Here is a 17,787-nt window from a genome sequence, read left to right on the forward strand (position 1 = left end):
GCCGTCAGTCTCATAAAGCTCACTTTGTTAACAACATTCGCTAATCTTTAATGCAGTATTAAAAGATTAACCGGTAACAAAGTGAGCCGTTATGACTGACAAAACTATTCCATTCTCGGTGCTGGATCTGGCGCCGATCCCTGAAGGATCTTCGGCAAAAGAAGCCTTCACGCACTCGCTTGATCTCGCACGGCTGGCTGAAAAGCGCGGCTATCACCGCTACTGGCTGGCGGAACATCACAACATGACCGGTATCGCCAGCGCGGCGACCTCGGTATTGATTGGTTATCTGGCGGCCAATACCACAACATTACATCTTGGCTCCGGCGGCGTGATGCTGCCTAACCATTCACCGCTGGTGATTGCCGAGCAGTTCGGCACGCTGAATACGCTCTACCCGGGACGTATCGACTTAGGGTTGGGACGCGCGCCGGGTAGCGATCAGCCGACGATGCGCGCGCTACGTCGCCATATGAGCGGCGATATTGATAACTTTCCACGCGATGTCGCAGAGCTGGTGGACTGGTTCGACGCTCGCGATCCTAATCCGCATGTGCGCCCGGTGCCCGGCTACGGCGAGAAGATCCCGGTCTGGCTGTTGGGCTCCAGCCTGTATAGCGCACAGTTGGCGGCCCAGCTTGGCCTACCGTTCGCCTTTGCTTCGCATTTCGCGCCGGATATGTTGTTCCAGGCGCTGCATCTGTACCGTACCCAGTTCAAACCTTCAGCGCGGCTGGAAAAACCGTACGCGATGGTGTGTATCAATATTATCGCCGCCGACAGCAACCGCGACGCCGAATTCCTGTTTACCTCTATGCAGCAGGCTTTTGTGAAGCTACGCCGTGGGGAAACCGGCCAACTGCCGCCGCCGATTGAGAATATGGAGACCTTCTGGTCGCCATCCGAGCAGTATGGCGTGCAGCAGGCACTGAGCATGTCGCTGGTCGGTGATAAAGCGAAAGTCCGTCACGGGCTGGAATCCATCCTGCGGGAAACCCAGGCGGATGAAATTATGGTAAACGGGCAGATTTTCGACCACCAGGCGCGGCTGCATTCGTTTGATTTGGCGATGGATGTGAAGCAGGAATTGTTGGGGTAGCGCGTTGTTTTGCCCGGTGGCGCTTCGCTTACCGGGCCTACAGCATCAAGTAGGCCGGATAAGGTGCAACCGCCATCCGGCACAATAACGTTACTGGTACACCGGCAGCAAATTAAAGCTCGACAGAATATGGATAACCGCGTTGCCGACACCGAAGACCAGAATCAGGGCAATCATCGGTTTACCGCCCCAGACGCGAAATTTTGGGCTGCCGAAACGTTCGCGAGATTTACGCGCCAACAGCGCAGGCACAATGGCCGCCCAGATAGTTGCAGCTAAACCTGCATAACCAATGGCATACAGAAAACCGTTCGGCCACAGCAGGCCACCGACAATTGGCGGCACAAACGTCAGCAGCGCCGTTTTAAAACGCCCCATTGCCGAGTCATCAAAGCCAAACAGATCCGCCAGATAGTCAAACAGCCCCAGCGTCACGCCGAGGAAGGAACTGGCGACCGCAAAGTTAGAGAACACCACCAGCAGCAGATCCAGGCTGCGGCTGTTCAGCACGCCGCTTAACGCCTGTACCAGCACATCAATATTGCCGCCTTTCTGTGCAATGCCGATAAATTCTGGACGCGGGATGTTGCCCATCGTCCCCAGCAGCCAGACGGAATAGAGCGCCAGCGCCAGTAACGTTCCATAAATCAGGCATTTCACGATGGTGCGCGGATCTTTGCCGTAATATTTCATCAGGCTCGGTACGTTACCGTGATAACCAAAAGAGGCCAGACAAAATGGCAGCGTCATCAGCAGGTACGGCGTATATGACGCGTGGCTTTCAGCCACGTTAAACAACGTGGCAGGCTGAACGTGTCCTAACAAGCTGCCGAAGGTCAGGAAGAAAGTAATCACTTTCGCGCCCAGCACAATCGCCGTCATCCGACTGACCGCCTTCGTACTCAGCCACACGACAAACGCCACCAGCAGCGCAAAGGCAAAACCTGCCGCTCGCGCCGGAACGTTCAGCGACATCTCAGCAAAGGTATGATGCAGAATTGAGCCGCTCGCCGAGATATAGGCGTAAGTCAGGATGTAGAGCACAAAGGCAATAGAGATGCCGTTGACAATGTTCCAGCCTTTCCCCAACAGATCTTTGGTGATGGTGTCGAAACTCGAACCAATGCGGTAGTTAAGGTTGGCTTCGAGGATCATTAGCCCGGAGTGCAGCATACAAAACCAGGTAAAGACCAGCGCCGCCATCGACCAGAAGAACCACGCCCCGGACATGACCACCGGCAGGGAGAACATCCCCGCGCCAATGATGGTGCCGCCGATAATCACCACGCCGCCAAGCAGCGAAGGTGACGTTTGGGTGGTGGTAAGTGTTGCCATTCAGCTCTCTCTCCAGTCATTTATAGTGTGACTATCTCTCAATACGCTGCACTGTACCAGTACACGAGTACAAAAGAAATAAAAAAAGCCCCGATTGTGACGATCGGGGCTGTATATTTTACTTTACGCTGTGAATGCGCAGGTCAGCGTGAGTTACGCATCGCCGCCGAAACGACGGCGACCGGTAGAGTCATCACGACGCGGACCACGGCTTTCACGACGCTCGCCGCTGAAGCGACGACCATCACCACGACCACCTTCACGACGTTCGCCGCTGAAATTACGACCGCCTTCACGACGTTCGCCACTGAAGCTACGACCACCGCCGCGACGTTCGCCGCCCGCGTGCGGAACAGCATCACCCAACAACTGCATATTCATCGGCTTGTTCAGAATGCGGGTACGCGTGAAGTGCTGCAACACTTCGCCCGGCATACCTTTCGGCAGCTCGATGGTGGAGTGAGACGCGAACAGCTTAATGTTACCAATGTAACGGCTGCTGATGTCGCCTTCGTTAGCGATAGCGCCCACGATATGACGAACTTCAACGCCGTCATCACGGCCCACTTCAATGCGGTATAACTGCATATCGCCAACGTCACGACGTTCACGACGCGGACGTTCTTCACGGTCGCCACGCGGGCCACGGTCATTACGATCGCGCGGACCACGGTCGTCACGGTCACGGAATTCACGCTTGGGACGCATCGGCGCATCCGGCGGCAGAATCAGCGGACGCTCGCCCTGCGCCATTTTCAGCAGTGCGGCGGCCAGCGTTTCGAGATCCAGCTCTTCGCCTTCAGCAGACGGCTGGATTTTCGCCAGCAGCGCACGGTACTGATCCAGATCGCTGCTTTCCAGTTGCTGCTGAACTTTCGCGGCGAATTTTTCCAGACGGCGTTTACCCAGCAGTTCTGCGTTCGGCAGTTCCACTTCCGGAATGGTCAGCTTCATGGTGCGTTCGATGTTGCGCAGCAGACGACGCTCGCGGTTCTCAACGAACAGCAGCGCGCGACCGGCGCGACCCGCACGGCCGGTACGACCGATACGGTGAACGTAGGACTCGGAGTCCATCGGGATATCGTAGTTCACCACCAGGCTGATACGTTCAACGTCCAGACCACGTGCCGCAACGTCGGTGGCGATCAGGATGTCCAGACGACCATCTTTCAGGCGTTCCAGAGTCTGCTCACGCAGCGCCTGGTTCATATCGCCATTCAACGCGGCGCTGTTGTAGCCGCTACGTTCCAGCGCTTCTGCTACTTCCAGGGTCGCGTTTTTGGTACGTACGAAGATAATCGCCGCATCAAAGTCTTCCGCTTCCAGGAAACGCACCAGCGCTTCGTTTTTACGCATACCCCAGACAGTCCAGTAGCTCTGGCTGATGTCAGGACGGGTAGTCACGCTGGACTGAATGCGCACTTCCTGCGGCTCTTTCATAAAGCGGCGGGTAATGCGACGAATCGCTTCCGGCATAGTGGCGGAGAACAGAGCGGTCTGATGACCTTCCGGGATCTGCGCCATAATAGTTTCAACGTCTTCGATGAAGCCCATACGCAGCATTTCGTCGGCTTCATCCAGCACCAGACCACTCAGTTTAGAGAGGTCGAGGGTGCCGCGTTTTAAGTGATCAAGCAGACGTCCCGGCGTACCGACAACGATCTGCGGCCCCTGACGCAGGGCGCGTAACTGCACGTCATAACGCTGACCGCCGTACAGGGCAACCACGTTTACGCCGCGCATGTGTTTAGAGAAATCCGTCATGGCTTCGGCCACCTGTACCGCCAGTTCGCGGGTTGGCGCCAGCACCAGAATCTGAGGTGCCTTCAGCTCAGGATCAAGATTGTTGAGCAGCGGTAAAGAGAACGCTGCGGTTTTGCCGCTACCGGTCTGGGCCATGCCCAGCACGTCGCGACCGCCCAGCAGATGCGGAATGCACTCTGCCTGGATTGGAGATGGTTTTTCGTAACCCAGATCGGTAAGGGCTTCAAGGATAGGAGCCTTCAGCCCCAGATCTGCAAAAGTGGTTTCGAATTCAGCCATGTAGTACGTGTGCCTCAAAATTAATGGCGGCCAGTCTACATAACTCATCATGAAATTGATCTGCAATTTTCATTGAAAAGTGTGAACCGGCTCAAAGTAGGTGTATTAACGAACAACAACGCCCTCACCCGCGAAGGTGATGGCAATCAAAAAGATTACGGGCTGATATGTTCGTCAGCTATTGCTGGTCCGATTCTGCCAGGTCATCTTGGTCCTGGCCCAGGAGCGATAATTCCAACAATGCGTATCGGTGCTCAACAAAGTTATGAACGTTGTTGGCCACCGCCAGTTTGAACAGAGCCGTGGCGCTGTCCAAATCCCCCAGACTTAGGTAATACTTACCTAAATAGAAGTTGGTTTCACTGAGATGCTCAGCGAGCGAGGTGTTATCCGTTGCGTCCGCCTTGAGCCTTTCCATCAGCGTTGCTTCGCTAATGTCGCCCAGGTAGAACTCGACAATGTTCCATCCCCATTGCTCTTTATCCGATTTTTCGAAGCGTGCTTTTAACGCTTCTTTCGCCTGCTTCTCATTAAGCTTCTGCTCAACAAGATACAGCCACAGGCTGCGGTAAGGATCATTGGGATCGTCTTGATAAAACGCCAGCAGATCATCTTGCGCTAACTTATCACGGCCGCCGTAATACAATGCGATACCGCGGTTTAAGTGCGCGTAGTTGTAAGTTGGATCAAGCTCTAGTACAGAATCAAACGCTTCATAGGCAGCATCAAAATTGCCTGCCTGCGTTAAATAAATGCCTAAGTAATTGAATACTTCAGGCATATCCGGTCTGATTGCCAGCGCTTGTGAAAAATCATTTCGCGCTAATGCCCTCAAACCAAGACTATCATACAACACTCCGCGCTCATATAAAAGCTGTGCGCGTTCGTCATCGGTTAAAGCCCGACTGGCAAGAATCTGTTCCATACGCGCCAGAATCACTTCCTGCTGTAAAGTCGGTTGCAATGGTACTGCGAGGACTTCACTTTTACGCCAGGCGGAATTACTGCATCCTGCAAGCGTAAGTGCTGTCGCAACGAAACACCAGCGCAAAAAAGGCTTCATTTCCCACTCCCGAAGACAACGATTGAATGAACGTCCTGTTCCCCGGTGGCTCAACAAGGCGTCCAGCCAGGTCTAAAGCCCTCCGCAGTGCGGAGGGCAAAAGGCTACCTTACTCGGCCTGTTCGCTCGCCGGAGCTTCCGGCGCAGCCGCAGGTTGAGACTGCTCGGTTGCTTCTTTAATGCTCAGACGTACACGGCCCTGGCGGTCAACTTCCAGAACCTTAACCGGGACTTCCTGACCCATCTGCAGATAGTCGGTCACTTTCTCTACACGCTTATCCGCGATTTGAGAGATGTGAACCAGACCTTCTTTACCGCCGCCGATGGCAACAAACGCGCCAAAGTCAACGATACGGGTCACTTTACCATTGTAGATACGGCCGACTTCGATCTCTGCGGTGATCTCTTCGATACGACGGATAGCATATTTCGCTTTTTCGCCGTCGGTCGCCGCGATCTTCACAGTACCGTCATCTTCGATTTCGATGGTGGTGCCGGTCTCTTCAGTCAGCGCGCGGATCACAGAACCACCTTTACCGATCACGTCTTTGATCTTGTCCGTGCTGATCTTGATGGTATGGATACGCGGCGCAAATTCAGAGATATCGCCGCGCGGCGCGTTGATCGCCTGTTCCATCACGCCCAGGATGTGCAGACGCGCGCCTTTAGCCTGGTTCAACGCAACCTGCATGATCTCTTTGGTGATACCTTCAATTTTGATATCCATCTGCAGCGCAGAGATACCGTCGCGGGAACCCGCCACTTTGAAGTCCATATCGCCCAGGTGATCTTCGTCGCCCAGAATGTCAGACAGTACAACGTAGTTGTCGCCTTCTTTCACCAGACCCATAGCGATACCTGCTACGGCGGCTTTAATTGGCACGCCAGCGTCCATCAGCGCCAGAGAAGCGCCGCACACGGAAGCCATAGAGGAAGAACCGTTGGATTCGGTGATTTCAGACACCACGCGAACGGTGTACGGGAATTTATCCATGTCCGGCATCACTGCCAGCACGCCGCGCTTCGCCAGACGACCGTGACCAATTTCACGACGCTTCGGAGAACCGACCATGCCGGTTTCGCCTACGGAGTACGGAGGGAAGTTGTAGTGGAACAGGAAGCTATCAGTGCGCTCGCCCATCAGTTCATCAAGCACCTGCGCGTCACGAGCAGTACCCAGAGTCGCGGTAACCAGCGCCTGCGTTTCACCACGGGTAAACAGAGCGGAACCGTGAGTACGCGGCAGCACGCCAGTGCGCACGTCCAGACCACGGATCATGTCTTTTTCACGGCCATCAATACGCGGCTCGCCTGCCAGTACGCGGCTACGCACCACGTTTTTCTCAATAGCGTGCAGGATTTCGCCCAGCTCGTTAGCATCCAGAGTTTCATCTTCTGCAATAAGCTGCTCAATGGTTTCGGATTTGATTACGTCAACCTGAGCATAGCGTTCTTGTTTATCGGTGATGCGGTACGCGTCGCTCAGACGAGATTCAGCAAGCGCAGCAACACGCGCGTTCAACGCGTCGTTGACGGCTTCCGGCTGCCAGTCCCAACGTGGTTTACCGGCTTCTTTCACCAGATCGTTGATCGCCTGGATAACAACCTGCTGCTGCTCGTGACCGAATACCACCGCGCCCAGCATAGTGTCTTCGCTCAGCAGTTCAGCTTCGGATTCCACCATCAGCACAGCCGCTTCGGTACCGGCAACCACCAGGTCCAGCTTGCTTTCTTTCAGCTCGTCCTGGGTCGGGTTCAGCACGTACTGGTCATTGATATAACCTACGCGCGCCGCGCCGATTGGGCCGTTGAACGGAATGCCGGACAGCGACAGCGCAGCGGATGCGCCGATCATGGCAACGATGTCTGGGTTAACCTGCGGGTTAACGGAAACGACGGTCGCGATAACCTGCACTTCGTTAACGAAGCCTTCCGGGAACAGCGGACGAACCGGGCGGTCAATCAGACGCGCGATCAGGGTTTCGCCTTCGCTTGGACGGCCTTCACGACGGAAGAAGCTGCCCGGGATACGACCAGCAGCGTAGGTACGCTCCTGATAGTTAACGGTCAGTGGGAAGAAGTCCTGGCCTGGCTTGGCTTTTTTCTGGCCGACAACGGTAACGAATACGGCGGTGTCATCCATGCTTACCATAACAGCGGCAGTGGCCTGACGCGCCATCATGCCAGTTTCCAGCGTAACGGTATGCTGACCGTACTGGAATTTACGAACGATCGGATTAAGCAAAATAATATCCTTTCCAATTTTTGACGGCATAATACGCGCCGTCGTTAATACCCGATCTTCTGCGCATCCTCGCGACTAATGACAACCCTAACCCTGATATGGGTAAAGCCTCTCATTAGCCGCGCGAACCTCTGCAACGGAAGATCATTCATAGCAACAATACATTAGTTTCCAGCGAATTGCTGCCATCTGCTGGAAAAAAGGGGCCATGAAGGCCCCCTCTTTCTGAAACTCGAAAGAATTAGCGACGCAGACCCAGACGCTCAATCAGCGCGGTGTAGCGTGCAACATCTTTACGTTTCAGGTAGTCGAGCAGTTTACGACGCTGAGAAACCATACGCAGCAGACCACGACGGCTGTGGTGATCTTTTTTATGCTCTGCAAAGTGACCCTGCAGGTGGTTAATCTGTGCAGTCAACAGAGCAACCTGAACATCGGTAGAACCGGTGTCGTTTGCGTCACGACCGAACTCAGAAACGATTTTAGCTGTAGCTTCAGTACTTAGAGACATTTTAAAACTCCAAAGTATTTAAGAATGAGAGGACGCCGATCTCTAATTCAGCGATCCCAGTGTACGCCGCGTAAACTGTTAAATAATTTACGCGACGTTAAGCGGCGGTATTCTACTCGCAGCGCTCTCTTATCGCAAGACGAAGCGACATTACGCTGGGTACTCTACTACCAGCCGACGAGGCGCGACACGGCCTTCGTCGTCAATTTCGCCCATACCGATAAATTTATCGTCTTCACCTTCCGTCACACGAACCAGTCCCTTCAACGGCGCGCCCGTGGTACGAACCGGGTTGCCATTTTTGAAGTATACCGAAGATGTTAACGGCAGATTAACAACAGGATAGTCCGAAGCTGGACTGTCCATTGGCATCAATAATGGATCGAGCAACTGCGCCGCCGGAACGCCCTGCTGTTCCGCCTGTGCTACCAGCTCGCGCAAGTGCTCCAGCGTCACCATACGATCCACCGGATACTTGCTGACCGTCAGACGACGCAGGTACGTTACGTGCGCGCCACAGCCCAGTTTCTCACCTAAATCATCAATAATGGTACGAATATAGGTGCCTTTGGAGCAGTGAACTTCCAGCTCCAGCTCGTTACCTTCATGGCGAATAAACAGCAACTCATAGACGGTAATCGGGCGGGCTTCGCGCGGCACTTCGATACCCTGGCGGGCATATTCGTACAGCTTCTTGCCCTGATACTTCAGCGCCGAATACATCGAGGGAATCTGTTCGATATCCCCACGAAAGGTCTCCAGCGCGCTCGCAAGCTGCTCAGCGCTGAAAGTCACCGGACGCTCCTGCACGATTTGACCATCGGCGTCAGAGGTATCCGTGCGCTGCCCCAGACGGGCAATAACACGATAGCGTTTGTCAGAATCCAGCAGGTACTGCGAAAATTTTGTCGCTTCGCCGAGGCAAATCGGCAACATGCCGGTCGCCAGCGGGTCCAGCGCGCCGGTATGCCCGGCGCGGTTGGCATTGTAGATGCGCTTAACTTTCTGCAGCACGTCATTGCTGGACATACCCTGCGGCTTATCCAGCAGCAGAACGCCGTGAATGTCGCGGCCACGACGACGAGGACGACTCATCAGTCCTCCTTGCTGTCGTCCGGGTTCACACGACGTTCTTCGTCATGTTTCACCACGTTAGTCACCAGGTTGGACATACGCATCCCTTCCACCAGCGAGTTGTCGTAGAAGAAGGTCAGTTCCGGTACGATGCGCAGACGCATCGCTTTACCCAGCAAGCTGCGGATGAAACCAGACGCTTCCTGCAGGGCCTTAATGCCGTTTTTCACAGCCGCTTCGTCCTGATCGTTGAGGAACGTCACGAATACTTTGGCGTATGCCAGATCGCGGGACATTTCAACACCCGATACGGTGGTCATCATACCTACACGTGGATCTTTGATTTCGCGTTGCAGGATGAGCGCGATCTCTTTCTGCATCTCTTGCGCTACGCGCTGAGGGCGACCAAATTCTTTCGCCATAATAAATTCTCCAGAATAAAGACAAAAAAGGGGCCATAAGCCCCTTTTTAAATTTCTTGCCGGGTGGCGCTTCGCTTACCCGGCCTACGCCTAATCATCTTCTAAGGATTTTGGATTGCAACAAGGCGGCAAGCTCGTAAATCCCCGGGAGCATAGATAACTATGTGACCGGGGTGAGCGAGCGCAGCCAACGCCGTTGCGGCCCAAAAGACGACGAAGATTAAGCGATGGTACGTTGGATCTCGATAATCTCGAATACTTCGATCATATCGCCAACGCGAACGTCGTTGTAGTTCTTCACGCCGATACCACATTCCATGCCGTTACGGACTTCGTTAACGTCATCTTTGAAGCGGCGCAGGGATTCCAGCTCGCCTTCATAGATAACCACGTTGTCACGCAGAACGCGGATTGGGTTATGGCGTTTAATCGTACCTTCGGTAACCATACAGCCCGCGATCGCGCCGAATTTCGGCGATTTGAACACATCGCGCACTTCAGCCAGGCCGATGATCTGCTGTTTCAGTTCCGGAGACAGCATACCGCTCATCGCCGCTTTCACTTCGTCGATCAGGTTATAGATGACGGAGTAGTAACGCAGATCCAGGCTTTCAGATTCGATCACTTTACGCGCAGAGGCATCGGCACGAACGTTGAAGCCCACCAGAATGGCGTTGGATGCCGCAGCCAGGGTCGCGTCGGTTTCGGTGATACCACCTACGCCAGAACCGATGATCTTCACTTTCACTTCGTCGGTAGACAGTTTCAGCAAGGAGTCGGAGATCGCTTCCACAGAACCCTGTACGTCGGCCTTCAGCACGATGTTCACTTCGTGAACTTCGCCTTCGGTCATGTTGGCGAACATGTTCTCGAGTTTAGATTTCTGCTGACGAGCCAGTTTAACTTCACGGAATTTACCCTGACGATACAGAGCCACTTCACGCGCTTTCTTCTCGTCGCGAACGACGGTCACTTCGTCACCGGCAGCCGGAACGCCGGACAGGCCGAGGATTTCCACCGGAATGGACGGACCCGCTTCCAGCACTTCCTGACCCAGTTCGTTACGCATCGCACGCACGCGGCCGTATTCGAAGCCACACAGCACGATATCGCCCTTATGCAGCGTACCTTCGCGTACCAGAACGGTAGCCACCGGACCACGACCTTTATCCAGGAAGGATTCGATCACCGCACCGCTCGCCATACCTTTGCGTACCGCTTTCAGTTCCAGAACTTCGGCCTGCAACAGGATAGCATCAAGCAGTTCGTCGATACCGGTACCCGCTTTCGCAGACACGTGAACGAACTGGCTCTCGCCGCCCCACTCTTCCGGCAGAATGCCGTACTGGGACAGTTCGTTCTTAACGCGATCCGGATCCGCTTCCGGCTTATCGATTTTGTTCACCGCAACCACGACCGGCACACCTGCCGCTTTCGCGTGCTGGATAGCTTCGATAGTCTGCGGCATCACGCCGTCGTCTGCCGCTACCACCAGAACCACGATATCCGTTGCCTGGGCGCCGCGAGCACGCATAGAAGTAAATGCGGCGTGGCCCGGGGTGTCCAGGAAGGTGATCATCCCGTTGTCAGTTTCAACGTGGTAAGCACCGATGTGCTGGGTAATGCCGCCCGCTTCGCCAGAGGCTACTTTCGTGGAACGAATGTAGTCCAGCAGAGAGGTTTTACCGTGGTCAACGTGACCCATGATGGTCACAACCGGTGCGCGCGGTTCAGCCGCAGCGCCGGTATCACGGTCGCTCATTACCGCTTCTTCCAGTTCGTTTTCACGACGCAGGATAACTTTGTGGCCCATCTCTTCGGCAACCAGCTGTGCGGTTTCCTGGTCGATGACCTGGTTGATGGTGGCCATGGCGCCCAGCTTCATCATCGCTTTGATGACCTGAGAACCTTTCACCGCCATCTTGTTCGCCAGTTCGCCAACGGTGATGGTTTCACCGATCACCACGTCGCGGTTAACGGCCTGAGCGGGCTTCTGGAAGCCTTGCTGTAAAGAAGACCCTTTACGCTTGCCGCCTTTACCGCCGCGAACCGCAGCACGCGCTTCTTCGCGATCGGCTTTGGATTCGGCATGTTTGCCTTTTTTCGCCGGACGCGCCGCTTTTGCATTACGGCCACGACCACGACCGCCTTCAACTTCACGATCGTTTTCGTCTTCGGCCTGGCGCGCGTGCTGAGAAGTGGTGACATGATAGTCACTGGTGTCTTCTACTGGCTCAGGCGTTGCGGTCCATTTGTTTTCTTCCGCCATGCGGCGAGCTTCTTCTGCTACACGACGCGCTTCTTCTTCGAGTTTGCGACGTGCTTCTTCTTCCGCTTTACGCTTCAGCTCTGCAGCTTCATTCTCACGGCGGGCTTTTTCGGCCTGGGCGGTTTTGGTCATATCGTCAGTCTGTTGATTGCTCACTTTGTCTTTTTCCGCAGCTTCACGTTTCGCTTTTTCAGCGGCTTCACGCTTAGCTTGTTCTGCGGCCTCGCGTTCAGCTTTTTGTTGCGCCTCGCGTTTGGCCTGTTCTTCTGCCTCACGACGGGCTTGCTCTTCCGCTTCACGCTGCGCCTGCTCTTCCGCGGCCAGGCGTTCAGCCTCTTGCGGATCGCGTTTCACAAAGGTGCGCTTCTTGCGGACTTCGATTTGTACCGATTTACTTTTTCCACCGGTACCTGGAATATTCAGGGTACTGCGCGTCTTACGCTGCAGCGTCAGTTTATCGGGACCAGAAACCGCTTCGCGGTTCAGGTGCGCCAGTAAAGTCTGTTTTTCTTGTGCGGACACAGAGTCGTCAGCAGATTTCCGGATACCTGCATCAGCAAACTGCTGTACCAGGCGATCCACGGAAACCTGTCTCTCTGCGGCCAGCGCTTTTAGGGTTACATCTGTCATGCTGTTCCTTCCTGCTACAGTTTATTACGCTTCGTCGCCGAACCAGCAAATATTACGGGCAGCCATAATCAGCTCACCGGCTTTTTCGTCGGTCAACCCTTCGATATCAGCCAGATCATCAATGCCCTGGTCGGCGAGATCTTCCAGCGTACAAACACCACGAGCCGCCAGTTTGAAAGCCATATCGCGATCTAATCCTTCCAGATTCAGCAGATCGTCAGCCGGTTTGTTATCACCGAGGCTTGCTTCCTGGTCCTGCGCCAGAGTGGCCAGTGCGTTTTTAGCACGCTCGCGCAGTGCTTCAACGGTCGGCTCATCAAGGCCGTCAATTTCCAGCAGTTCTTTCATTGGCACATAGGCCAGTTCTTCGAGCGTGGAGAAACCTTCTTCTACCAGAACGGTCGCGAACTCTTCATCAATATCAAGATATTTAGTAAAGATCTCGATAGCGGCATGTGCTTCAGCCTGATGTTTAGCCTGCAAGTCATCAACGGTCATTACGTTGAGTTCCCAGCCGCTCAATTGCGAAGCCAGGCGGACGTTCTGACCATTACGTCCGATCGCCTGCGCCAGATTACCGGCTTCAACGGCGATATCCATGGTATGTTTATCTTCGTCCACCACGATAGACGCGACGTCTGCCGGCGCCATCGCATTAATGACGAACTGCGCCGGGTTATCATCCCACAGCACGATATCGATACGCTCACCGCCCAGTTCGGTAGAGACCGCCTGAACGCGCGCGCCACGCATCCCCACGCAAGCGCCGACCGGATCGATACGTTTATCGTTAGTTTTCACTGCGATTTTCGCACGAGAACCCGGATCGCGAGCCGCCGCTTTAATTTCAATCACTTCTTCGCCGATTTCCGGCACTTCGATGCGGAACAGTTCGATCAGCATTTCCGGCTTGGAACGGGTGACGAACAGCTGCGCGCCACGCGCTTCCGGGCGAACAGCATACAGCACGCCGCGAATACGGTCGCCAGGACGGAAGTTTTCGCGCGGCAGCATATCTTCACGCAGAATCACCGCTTCAGCGTTACCGGCCATCCCTTCAGATTTAATTTCCAGAGAGATATTGTCGCGGTTTACTTTCTTCACCACGCCAGTGACGATTTCGCCTTCCTGGTCGCGGAACTGATCGACAACCATCGCCCGTTCGGCTTCACGCACTTTCTGCACGATAACCTGTTTCGCAGTCTGCGTGGTGATACGGTCAAAGGTGACAGATTCAATCTGATCTTCAACATAGTCGCCGACATTCAGACTTTCGTCTTCAAAGCGCGCCGCTTCCAGCGTAATTTCCTTCGTCGGCATGGTCACTTCTTCAACGATCAACCAACGGCGGAAAGTATCAAAATCACCGCTTTTACGATCGATTTCTACACGAACATCGATCTCCTGCTCATATTTTTTCTTTGTTGCTGTCGCCAGCGCACTTTCCAGCGCTTCAAAAATTTTTTCGCGTGGCAGCGCTTTTTCGTTGGAGACGGCTTCAACAACAGCCAAAATTTCTTTGTTCATCGCGGGCTTTTCACCTCATCCAGACTGTTAAAAGTGGGGAACCAGGTTCGCCTTCTGGATATTACTCAGCGCGAACACTTCATCTTTGCCTTCGACTGTGACGGTAATCATTTCACCGTCCACCGCTTTGATAATGCCCTGCCACTTGCGACGGTTCTGTACCGCCATGCGAAGAACCAGCGCGACTTCTTCACCCTGGAAACGCGCATAATGATCGGCAGTGAACATAGGACGGTCGAGACCCGGTGACGAGACTTCAAGGTTGTAAGCCACGGAGATAGGATCTTCAACGTCCAGCACCGCGCTTACCTGGTGGCTCACATCAGCACAATCATCAACATTGATGCCATCTTCACTATCAATATAGATGCGCAGTGTGGATGTGCGACCGCGAATAAATTCGATGCCGACCAGCTCGTAGCCTAAGGCTTCAACTGGCGCTGTAATCATCTCTGTTAATTTTTGCTCTAATGTGGACAAGCCCACCCCCAAGACATAAAAAAAGGGCCTAAAGCCCAGTTATTCTGTAGTCAGATAACAAAAAACCCCGATAAATCGGGGCTTTAGATAACTGAACCCTATAACCGCAACGGCGGTCTGGTGTACCTTCCGAAAGAATTTTTTTCAAATCCAGCTACGAAGGACATAATCTTCACAGTATATTTGAAAAAGAACTCTAAGGGAAAGTGGTTGCGGGGGCCGGATTTGAACCGACGACCTTCGGGTTATGAGCCCGACGAGCTACCAGGCTGCTCCACCCCGCGCCTGAAACGTGGCAAATTCTACTCGTTTTGGGTAAAAAATGCAAATACTGCTGGGATTTGGTACCGAGGACGGGACGTAAAATCTGCGCACAGTATAGTGACCAGGCATGAGTTATGTCAACCCTATTCCCAATATGCAGATGAATGAATATCACTCTTCGTTATACTCATCCCACCTCTCCGGCTTATACACGCATTTCACAACGTTATTTCAGTAAACCTTCACTAAATGCTTCCTGTCTCTGCTAAAAGATGATTAAATGAAAACTCATTTATTTTGCATAAAAATGCACTAAAGCAGAAACCGATCTCATTATCAGTCAATCAAGCAGGGTTCTATTCTATGACGACGATTCTTAAGCATCTTCCAGCAGGTCAACGTATTGGTATCGCTTTTTCCGGCGGTCTGGACACCAGCGCCGCGCTGCTGTGGATGCGACAAAAAGGAGCTGTCCCATATGCCTATACTGCGAATCTGGGACAACCGGATGAGGATGACTATGACGCCATTCCTCGTCGCGCAATGGAGTATGGCGCAGAGAATGCTCGCCTGATTGATTGCCGCAAGCAGTTGGTTGCAGAAGGGATCGCAGCGATTCAGTGCGGCGCTTTCCACAACACAACCGGCGGACTGACCTATTTCAATACCACGCCGCTGGGCCGTGCCGTGACCGGCACGATGCTGGTCGCCGCGATGAAAGAAGACGGCGTGAATATCTGGGGCGACGGCAGCACCTATAAAGGCAACGATATTGAACGTTTCTATCGTTACGGCTTGCTGACCAACGCCGAGCTGCAGATTTACAAACCGTGGCTGGATACCGACTTTATCGATGAGCTGGGTGGTCGCCATGAGATGTCTGAATTTATGATTGCCTGCGGTTTCGACTATAAGATGTCCGTTGAAAAAGCCTACTCCACCGACTCCAACATGCTCGGCGCGACGCACGAAGCGAAAGATCTGGAGTTTCTTAACTCCAGCGTCAAGATCGTCAACCCGATTATGGGCGTGAAGTTCTGGGACGAAAGCGTGAAGATCCCGGCAGAAGTTGTGACCGTCCGCTTCGAGCAGGGTCACCCTGTTGCCCTGAATGGCAAAACCTTCAGCGATGATGTTGAGATGATGCTGGAAGCAAACCGCATCGGCGGCCGTCACGGCCTGGGTATGAGCGACCAAATTGAAAACCGCATCATTGAAGCAAAAAGCCGCGGCATCTATGAAGCCCCGGGGATGGCGCTGCTGCACATCGCTTACGAGCGTCTGTTGACCGGTATTCACAACGAAGACACCATTGAACAGTATCATTCTCATGGTCGTCAGCTGGGTAAACTGCTGTATCAGGGCCGCTGGTTCGACTCTCAGGCGCTGATGCTGCGTGACGGCCTGCAACGTTGGGTCGCCAGCCAAATTACCGGTGAAGTGACGTTGGAGCTGCGTCGCGGCAACGACTACTCCATCCTGAACACCGTGTCCGACAACCTGACCTATAAGGCTGAGCGTCTGACCATGGAGAAAGGCGAGTCCGTGTTCTCACCGGACGATCGTATCGGTCAGTTGACCATGCGTAATCTGGACATTACCGATACCCGCGAGAAACTGTTCGGCTACGCGAAAGCGGGTCTGTTAACCGCCTCTTCCGCGACCGGTCTGCCGCAGGTTGAGAATCTGGAAAACAAAGGCAAATAAGCCCGCGTCGTTGATGCAACAGGCCGCGAAAGCGGCCTTTTTTATTGCCAGCTTAGGCTCACATAACTTTCAAGTAAAACTAAATTGAAATTTACTAAAATAAAATCAATAATAAATTCACTTAATTAACGGTTTTATTTACTAAAAAGGTAGAAAAATGAACAGTGAACACTTTGTACGCCTAGCCTTAGATATCCTTAAATGCAGCCAAAAAGAACTTGCTGGAAAGCTAGGGGTTTCCTCCACTCAAATTAGCAAGTGGAAAAAAGGTGAACATATGTCTGATGATATGGAAAAGAAATTCAGAAAAATCACCAACATAGGCGAGTATTCTCCACTGCTTGTTGAGTGGGCAGGCTCCGTCAGTAATGCAGAAAAATGGGATCGTCTGATGCATTTTATTGCTGATAGAGTACATGACAGAGCAGAAACCGGCTACGTCACAACACCTCTACTCGACGAAGAAGGGTTCTTATGTGAAGAAACGATTGATACATTGGAAAAAATGGGGTTATCCGCTCCAAAATCGTTCCCTGTTGAATTAGATATCAACTATGAGAATACAGATGATGAAGAAACTGAAGATCTATGGGACTCCATCAGCAATAACCCTCACAGTTCAATTATTGAAAAAATCTATAACTCGCTGAATGATGTCTATGGCTTTTATGCTGCTTATGTTGATGAATTAATACAAGATGAAGGGTTGGATATCTATTCAACTGATGCCATCAATATTATGTATTCTTTGATGTCGCTTGCAGCTTGCAAAATTGAGATTGATTCAGCAACAGCACCGAATTTTCGACAATTCCGTTATGAAGTTGAGAAGGATTATGAAAACTGGTTAAGCCAACTCAAACTTCTGGCATTCCGTGCAGGAATTCCATTACGAGCAGAGCTCCTCCAGATGGTTTACGATAGTGCAGATGATCTGAGTGTTGCAGCTGAGGCTGAAAGCTTAGATTTAAATAAATCACGAATCCACCCAGATATCTACATGAATGAGATACTGACTGGTATGCGAATCATTCACCAAGTTCTCCCTGTAATTATGGAAAAACTTGAAATTACAGATTTCGAGTTGGATGAAAGCGCCTTACACATAGGAAGATAAC

At 53.0% G+C, this 17,787-nt stretch carries 14 protein-coding genes and 1 tRNA gene; 3 read left to right on the forward strand and 12 right to left on the reverse strand.

Annotated features, from left to right (window positions below):
- The first annotated feature begins 91 nt into the window (after nt 1-91).
- On the forward strand, nt 92-1,099 hold the full coding sequence (locus J4645_RS12745; RefSeq protein WP_000130432.1) for an LLM class flavin-dependent oxidoreductase: 1,008 nt from the start codon (nt 92-94) through the stop codon (nt 1,097-1,099).
- A 90-nt stretch (nt 1,100-1,189) separates the two neighbouring features.
- On the opposite strand, the gene mtr is transcribed toward J4645_RS12745, so the two are convergent.
- The 12 genes from mtr to J4645_RS12805 all read right to left on the reverse strand — a co-directional run bounded on the left by mtr (nt 1,190) and on the right by J4645_RS12805 (nt 14,982).
- Nucleotides 1,190-2,434 carry a tryptophan permease gene (gene mtr, locus J4645_RS12750; RefSeq protein ID WP_000224373.1) on the reverse strand — a complete coding sequence of 415 codons (1,245 nt, stop codon included), beginning with the start codon at nt 2,432-2,434 and terminating at the stop codon, nt 1,190-1,192.
- 153 nt (nt 2,435-2,587) lie between these two features.
- Nucleotides 2,588-4,477: an ATP-dependent RNA helicase DeaD gene (gene deaD, locus J4645_RS12755; protein WP_000807248.1), complete on the reverse strand. Its 1,890-nt coding sequence runs from the start codon at nt 4,475-4,477 to the stop codon at nt 2,588-2,590.
- Nucleotides 4,470-4,550 (reverse strand): protein YrbN, encoded by an 81-nt coding sequence (gene yrbN / locus J4645_RS12760; protein WP_010723222.1) that lies wholly within the window; start codon nt 4,548-4,550, stop codon nt 4,470-4,472. Before yrbN ends, deaD begins: the two co-directional genes overlap by 8 nt.
- A gap of 105 nt (nt 4,551-4,655) precedes the next feature.
- On the reverse strand, nt 4,656-5,540 hold the full coding sequence (gene nlpI, locus J4645_RS12765) for a lipoprotein NlpI (RefSeq protein ID WP_000802069.1): 885 nt from the start codon (nt 5,538-5,540) through the stop codon (nt 4,656-4,658).
- 109 nt (nt 5,541-5,649) lie between these two features.
- A complete protein-coding gene (pnp, locus tag J4645_RS12770) occupies nt 5,650-7,785 on the reverse strand; it encodes a polyribonucleotide nucleotidyltransferase (protein WP_001670767.1) in 2,136 nt (711 codons plus the stop codon).
- A 241-nt stretch (nt 7,786-8,026) separates the two neighbouring features.
- Nucleotides 8,027-8,296 (reverse strand): 30S ribosomal protein S15, encoded by a 270-nt coding sequence (rpsO, locus tag J4645_RS12775; protein ID WP_000059465.1) that lies wholly within the window; start codon nt 8,294-8,296, stop codon nt 8,027-8,029.
- Nucleotides 8,297-8,446: 150 nt separating this feature from the next.
- Complete coding sequence (gene truB, locus J4645_RS12780; RefSeq protein WP_000089678.1) at nt 8,447-9,391, reverse strand: tRNA pseudouridine(55) synthase TruB; 945 nt, start codon at nt 9,389-9,391, stop codon at nt 8,447-8,449.
- Nucleotides 9,391-9,792 (reverse strand): 30S ribosome-binding factor RbfA, encoded by a 402-nt coding sequence (gene rbfA, locus J4645_RS12785; RefSeq protein ID WP_001040208.1) that lies wholly within the window; start codon nt 9,790-9,792, stop codon nt 9,391-9,393. The genes truB and rbfA overlap by 1 nt, the downstream gene beginning before the upstream one ends.
- A 220-nt stretch (nt 9,793-10,012) precedes the next feature.
- Nucleotides 10,013-12,691, reverse strand: a complete 2,679-nt coding sequence (gene infB / locus J4645_RS12790) for a translation initiation factor IF-2 (protein ID WP_000133064.1) — start codon at nt 12,689-12,691, stop codon at nt 10,013-10,015.
- 24 nt (nt 12,692-12,715) lie between these two features.
- Nucleotides 12,716-14,218, reverse strand: coding sequence for a transcription termination factor NusA (gene nusA / locus J4645_RS12795; protein WP_001031038.1), 1,503 nt, complete (start codon nt 14,216-14,218; stop codon nt 12,716-12,718).
- A 27-nt stretch (nt 14,219-14,245) separates the two neighbouring features.
- Entirely contained in the window at nt 14,246-14,698 is a 453-nt protein-coding gene (rimP, locus tag J4645_RS12800; protein WP_000105461.1) for a ribosome maturation factor RimP, read from the reverse strand.
- A gap of 207 nt (nt 14,699-14,905) precedes the next feature.
- Nucleotides 14,906-14,982 (reverse strand) — tRNA-Met (locus J4645_RS12805).
- Nucleotides 14,983-15,325: 343 nt separating this feature from the next.
- On the opposite strand from J4645_RS12805, the gene argG reads away from it, so the two are divergent.
- Nucleotides 15,326-16,669 (forward strand): argininosuccinate synthase, encoded by a 1,344-nt coding sequence (argG, locus tag J4645_RS12810; RefSeq protein ID WP_000207654.1) that lies wholly within the window; start codon nt 15,326-15,328, stop codon nt 16,667-16,669.
- A gap of 157 nt (nt 16,670-16,826) precedes the next feature.
- On the forward strand, nt 16,827-17,786 hold the full coding sequence (locus tag J4645_RS12815) for a helix-turn-helix transcriptional regulator (RefSeq protein WP_001083598.1): 960 nt from the start codon (nt 16,827-16,829) through the stop codon (nt 17,784-17,786).
- Nucleotide 17,787 lies beyond the last annotated feature (1 nt).

This window comes from Salmonella sp. 32082101201600294FB01SM01 (assembly GCF_017572865.1).
Lineage (GTDB): Bacteria > Pseudomonadota > Gammaproteobacteria > Enterobacterales > Enterobacteriaceae > Salmonella > Salmonella enterica.

Excerpts from the sequence above, each read along its gene's own strand:
- nusA (WP_001031038.1), bottom strand. The coding sequence starts at position 14,218 with ATGAACAAAGAAATTTTGGCTGTTGTTGAAGCCGTCTCCAACGAAAAA.
- yrbN (WP_010723222.1), bottom strand. The coding sequence starts at position 4,550 with ATGAAAATTGCAGATCAATTTCATGATGAGTTATGTAGACTGGCCGCC.
- rbfA (WP_001040208.1), bottom strand. The coding sequence starts at position 9,792 with ATGGCGAAAGAATTTGGTCGCCCTCAGCGCGTAGCGCAAGAGATGCAG.
- argG (WP_000207654.1), top strand. The coding sequence starts at position 15,326 with ATGACGACGATTCTTAAGCATCTTCCAGCAGGTCAACGTATTGGTATC.
- infB (WP_000133064.1), bottom strand. The coding sequence starts at position 12,691 with ATGACAGATGTAACCCTAAAAGCGCTGGCCGCAGAGAGACAGGTTTCC.
- mtr (WP_000224373.1), bottom strand. The coding sequence starts at position 2,434 with ATGGCAACACTTACCACCACCCAAACGTCACCTTCGCTGCTTGGCGGC.
- J4645_RS12745 (WP_000130432.1), top strand. The coding sequence starts at position 92 with ATGACTGACAAAACTATTCCATTCTCGGTGCTGGATCTGGCGCCGATC.
- rpsO (WP_000059465.1), bottom strand. The coding sequence starts at position 8,296 with ATGTCTCTAAGTACTGAAGCTACAGCTAAAATCGTTTCTGAGTTCGGT.
- J4645_RS12815 (WP_001083598.1), top strand. The coding sequence starts at position 16,827 with ATGAACAGTGAACACTTTGTACGCCTAGCCTTAGATATCCTTAAATGC.
- deaD (WP_000807248.1), bottom strand. The coding sequence starts at position 4,477 with ATGGCTGAATTCGAAACCACTTTTGCAGATCTGGGGCTGAAGGCTCCT.
- nlpI (WP_000802069.1), bottom strand. The coding sequence starts at position 5,540 with ATGAAGCCTTTTTTGCGCTGGTGTTTCGTTGCGACAGCACTTACGCTT.
- truB (WP_000089678.1), bottom strand. The coding sequence starts at position 9,391 with ATGAGTCGTCCTCGTCGTCGTGGCCGCGACATTCACGGCGTTCTGCTG.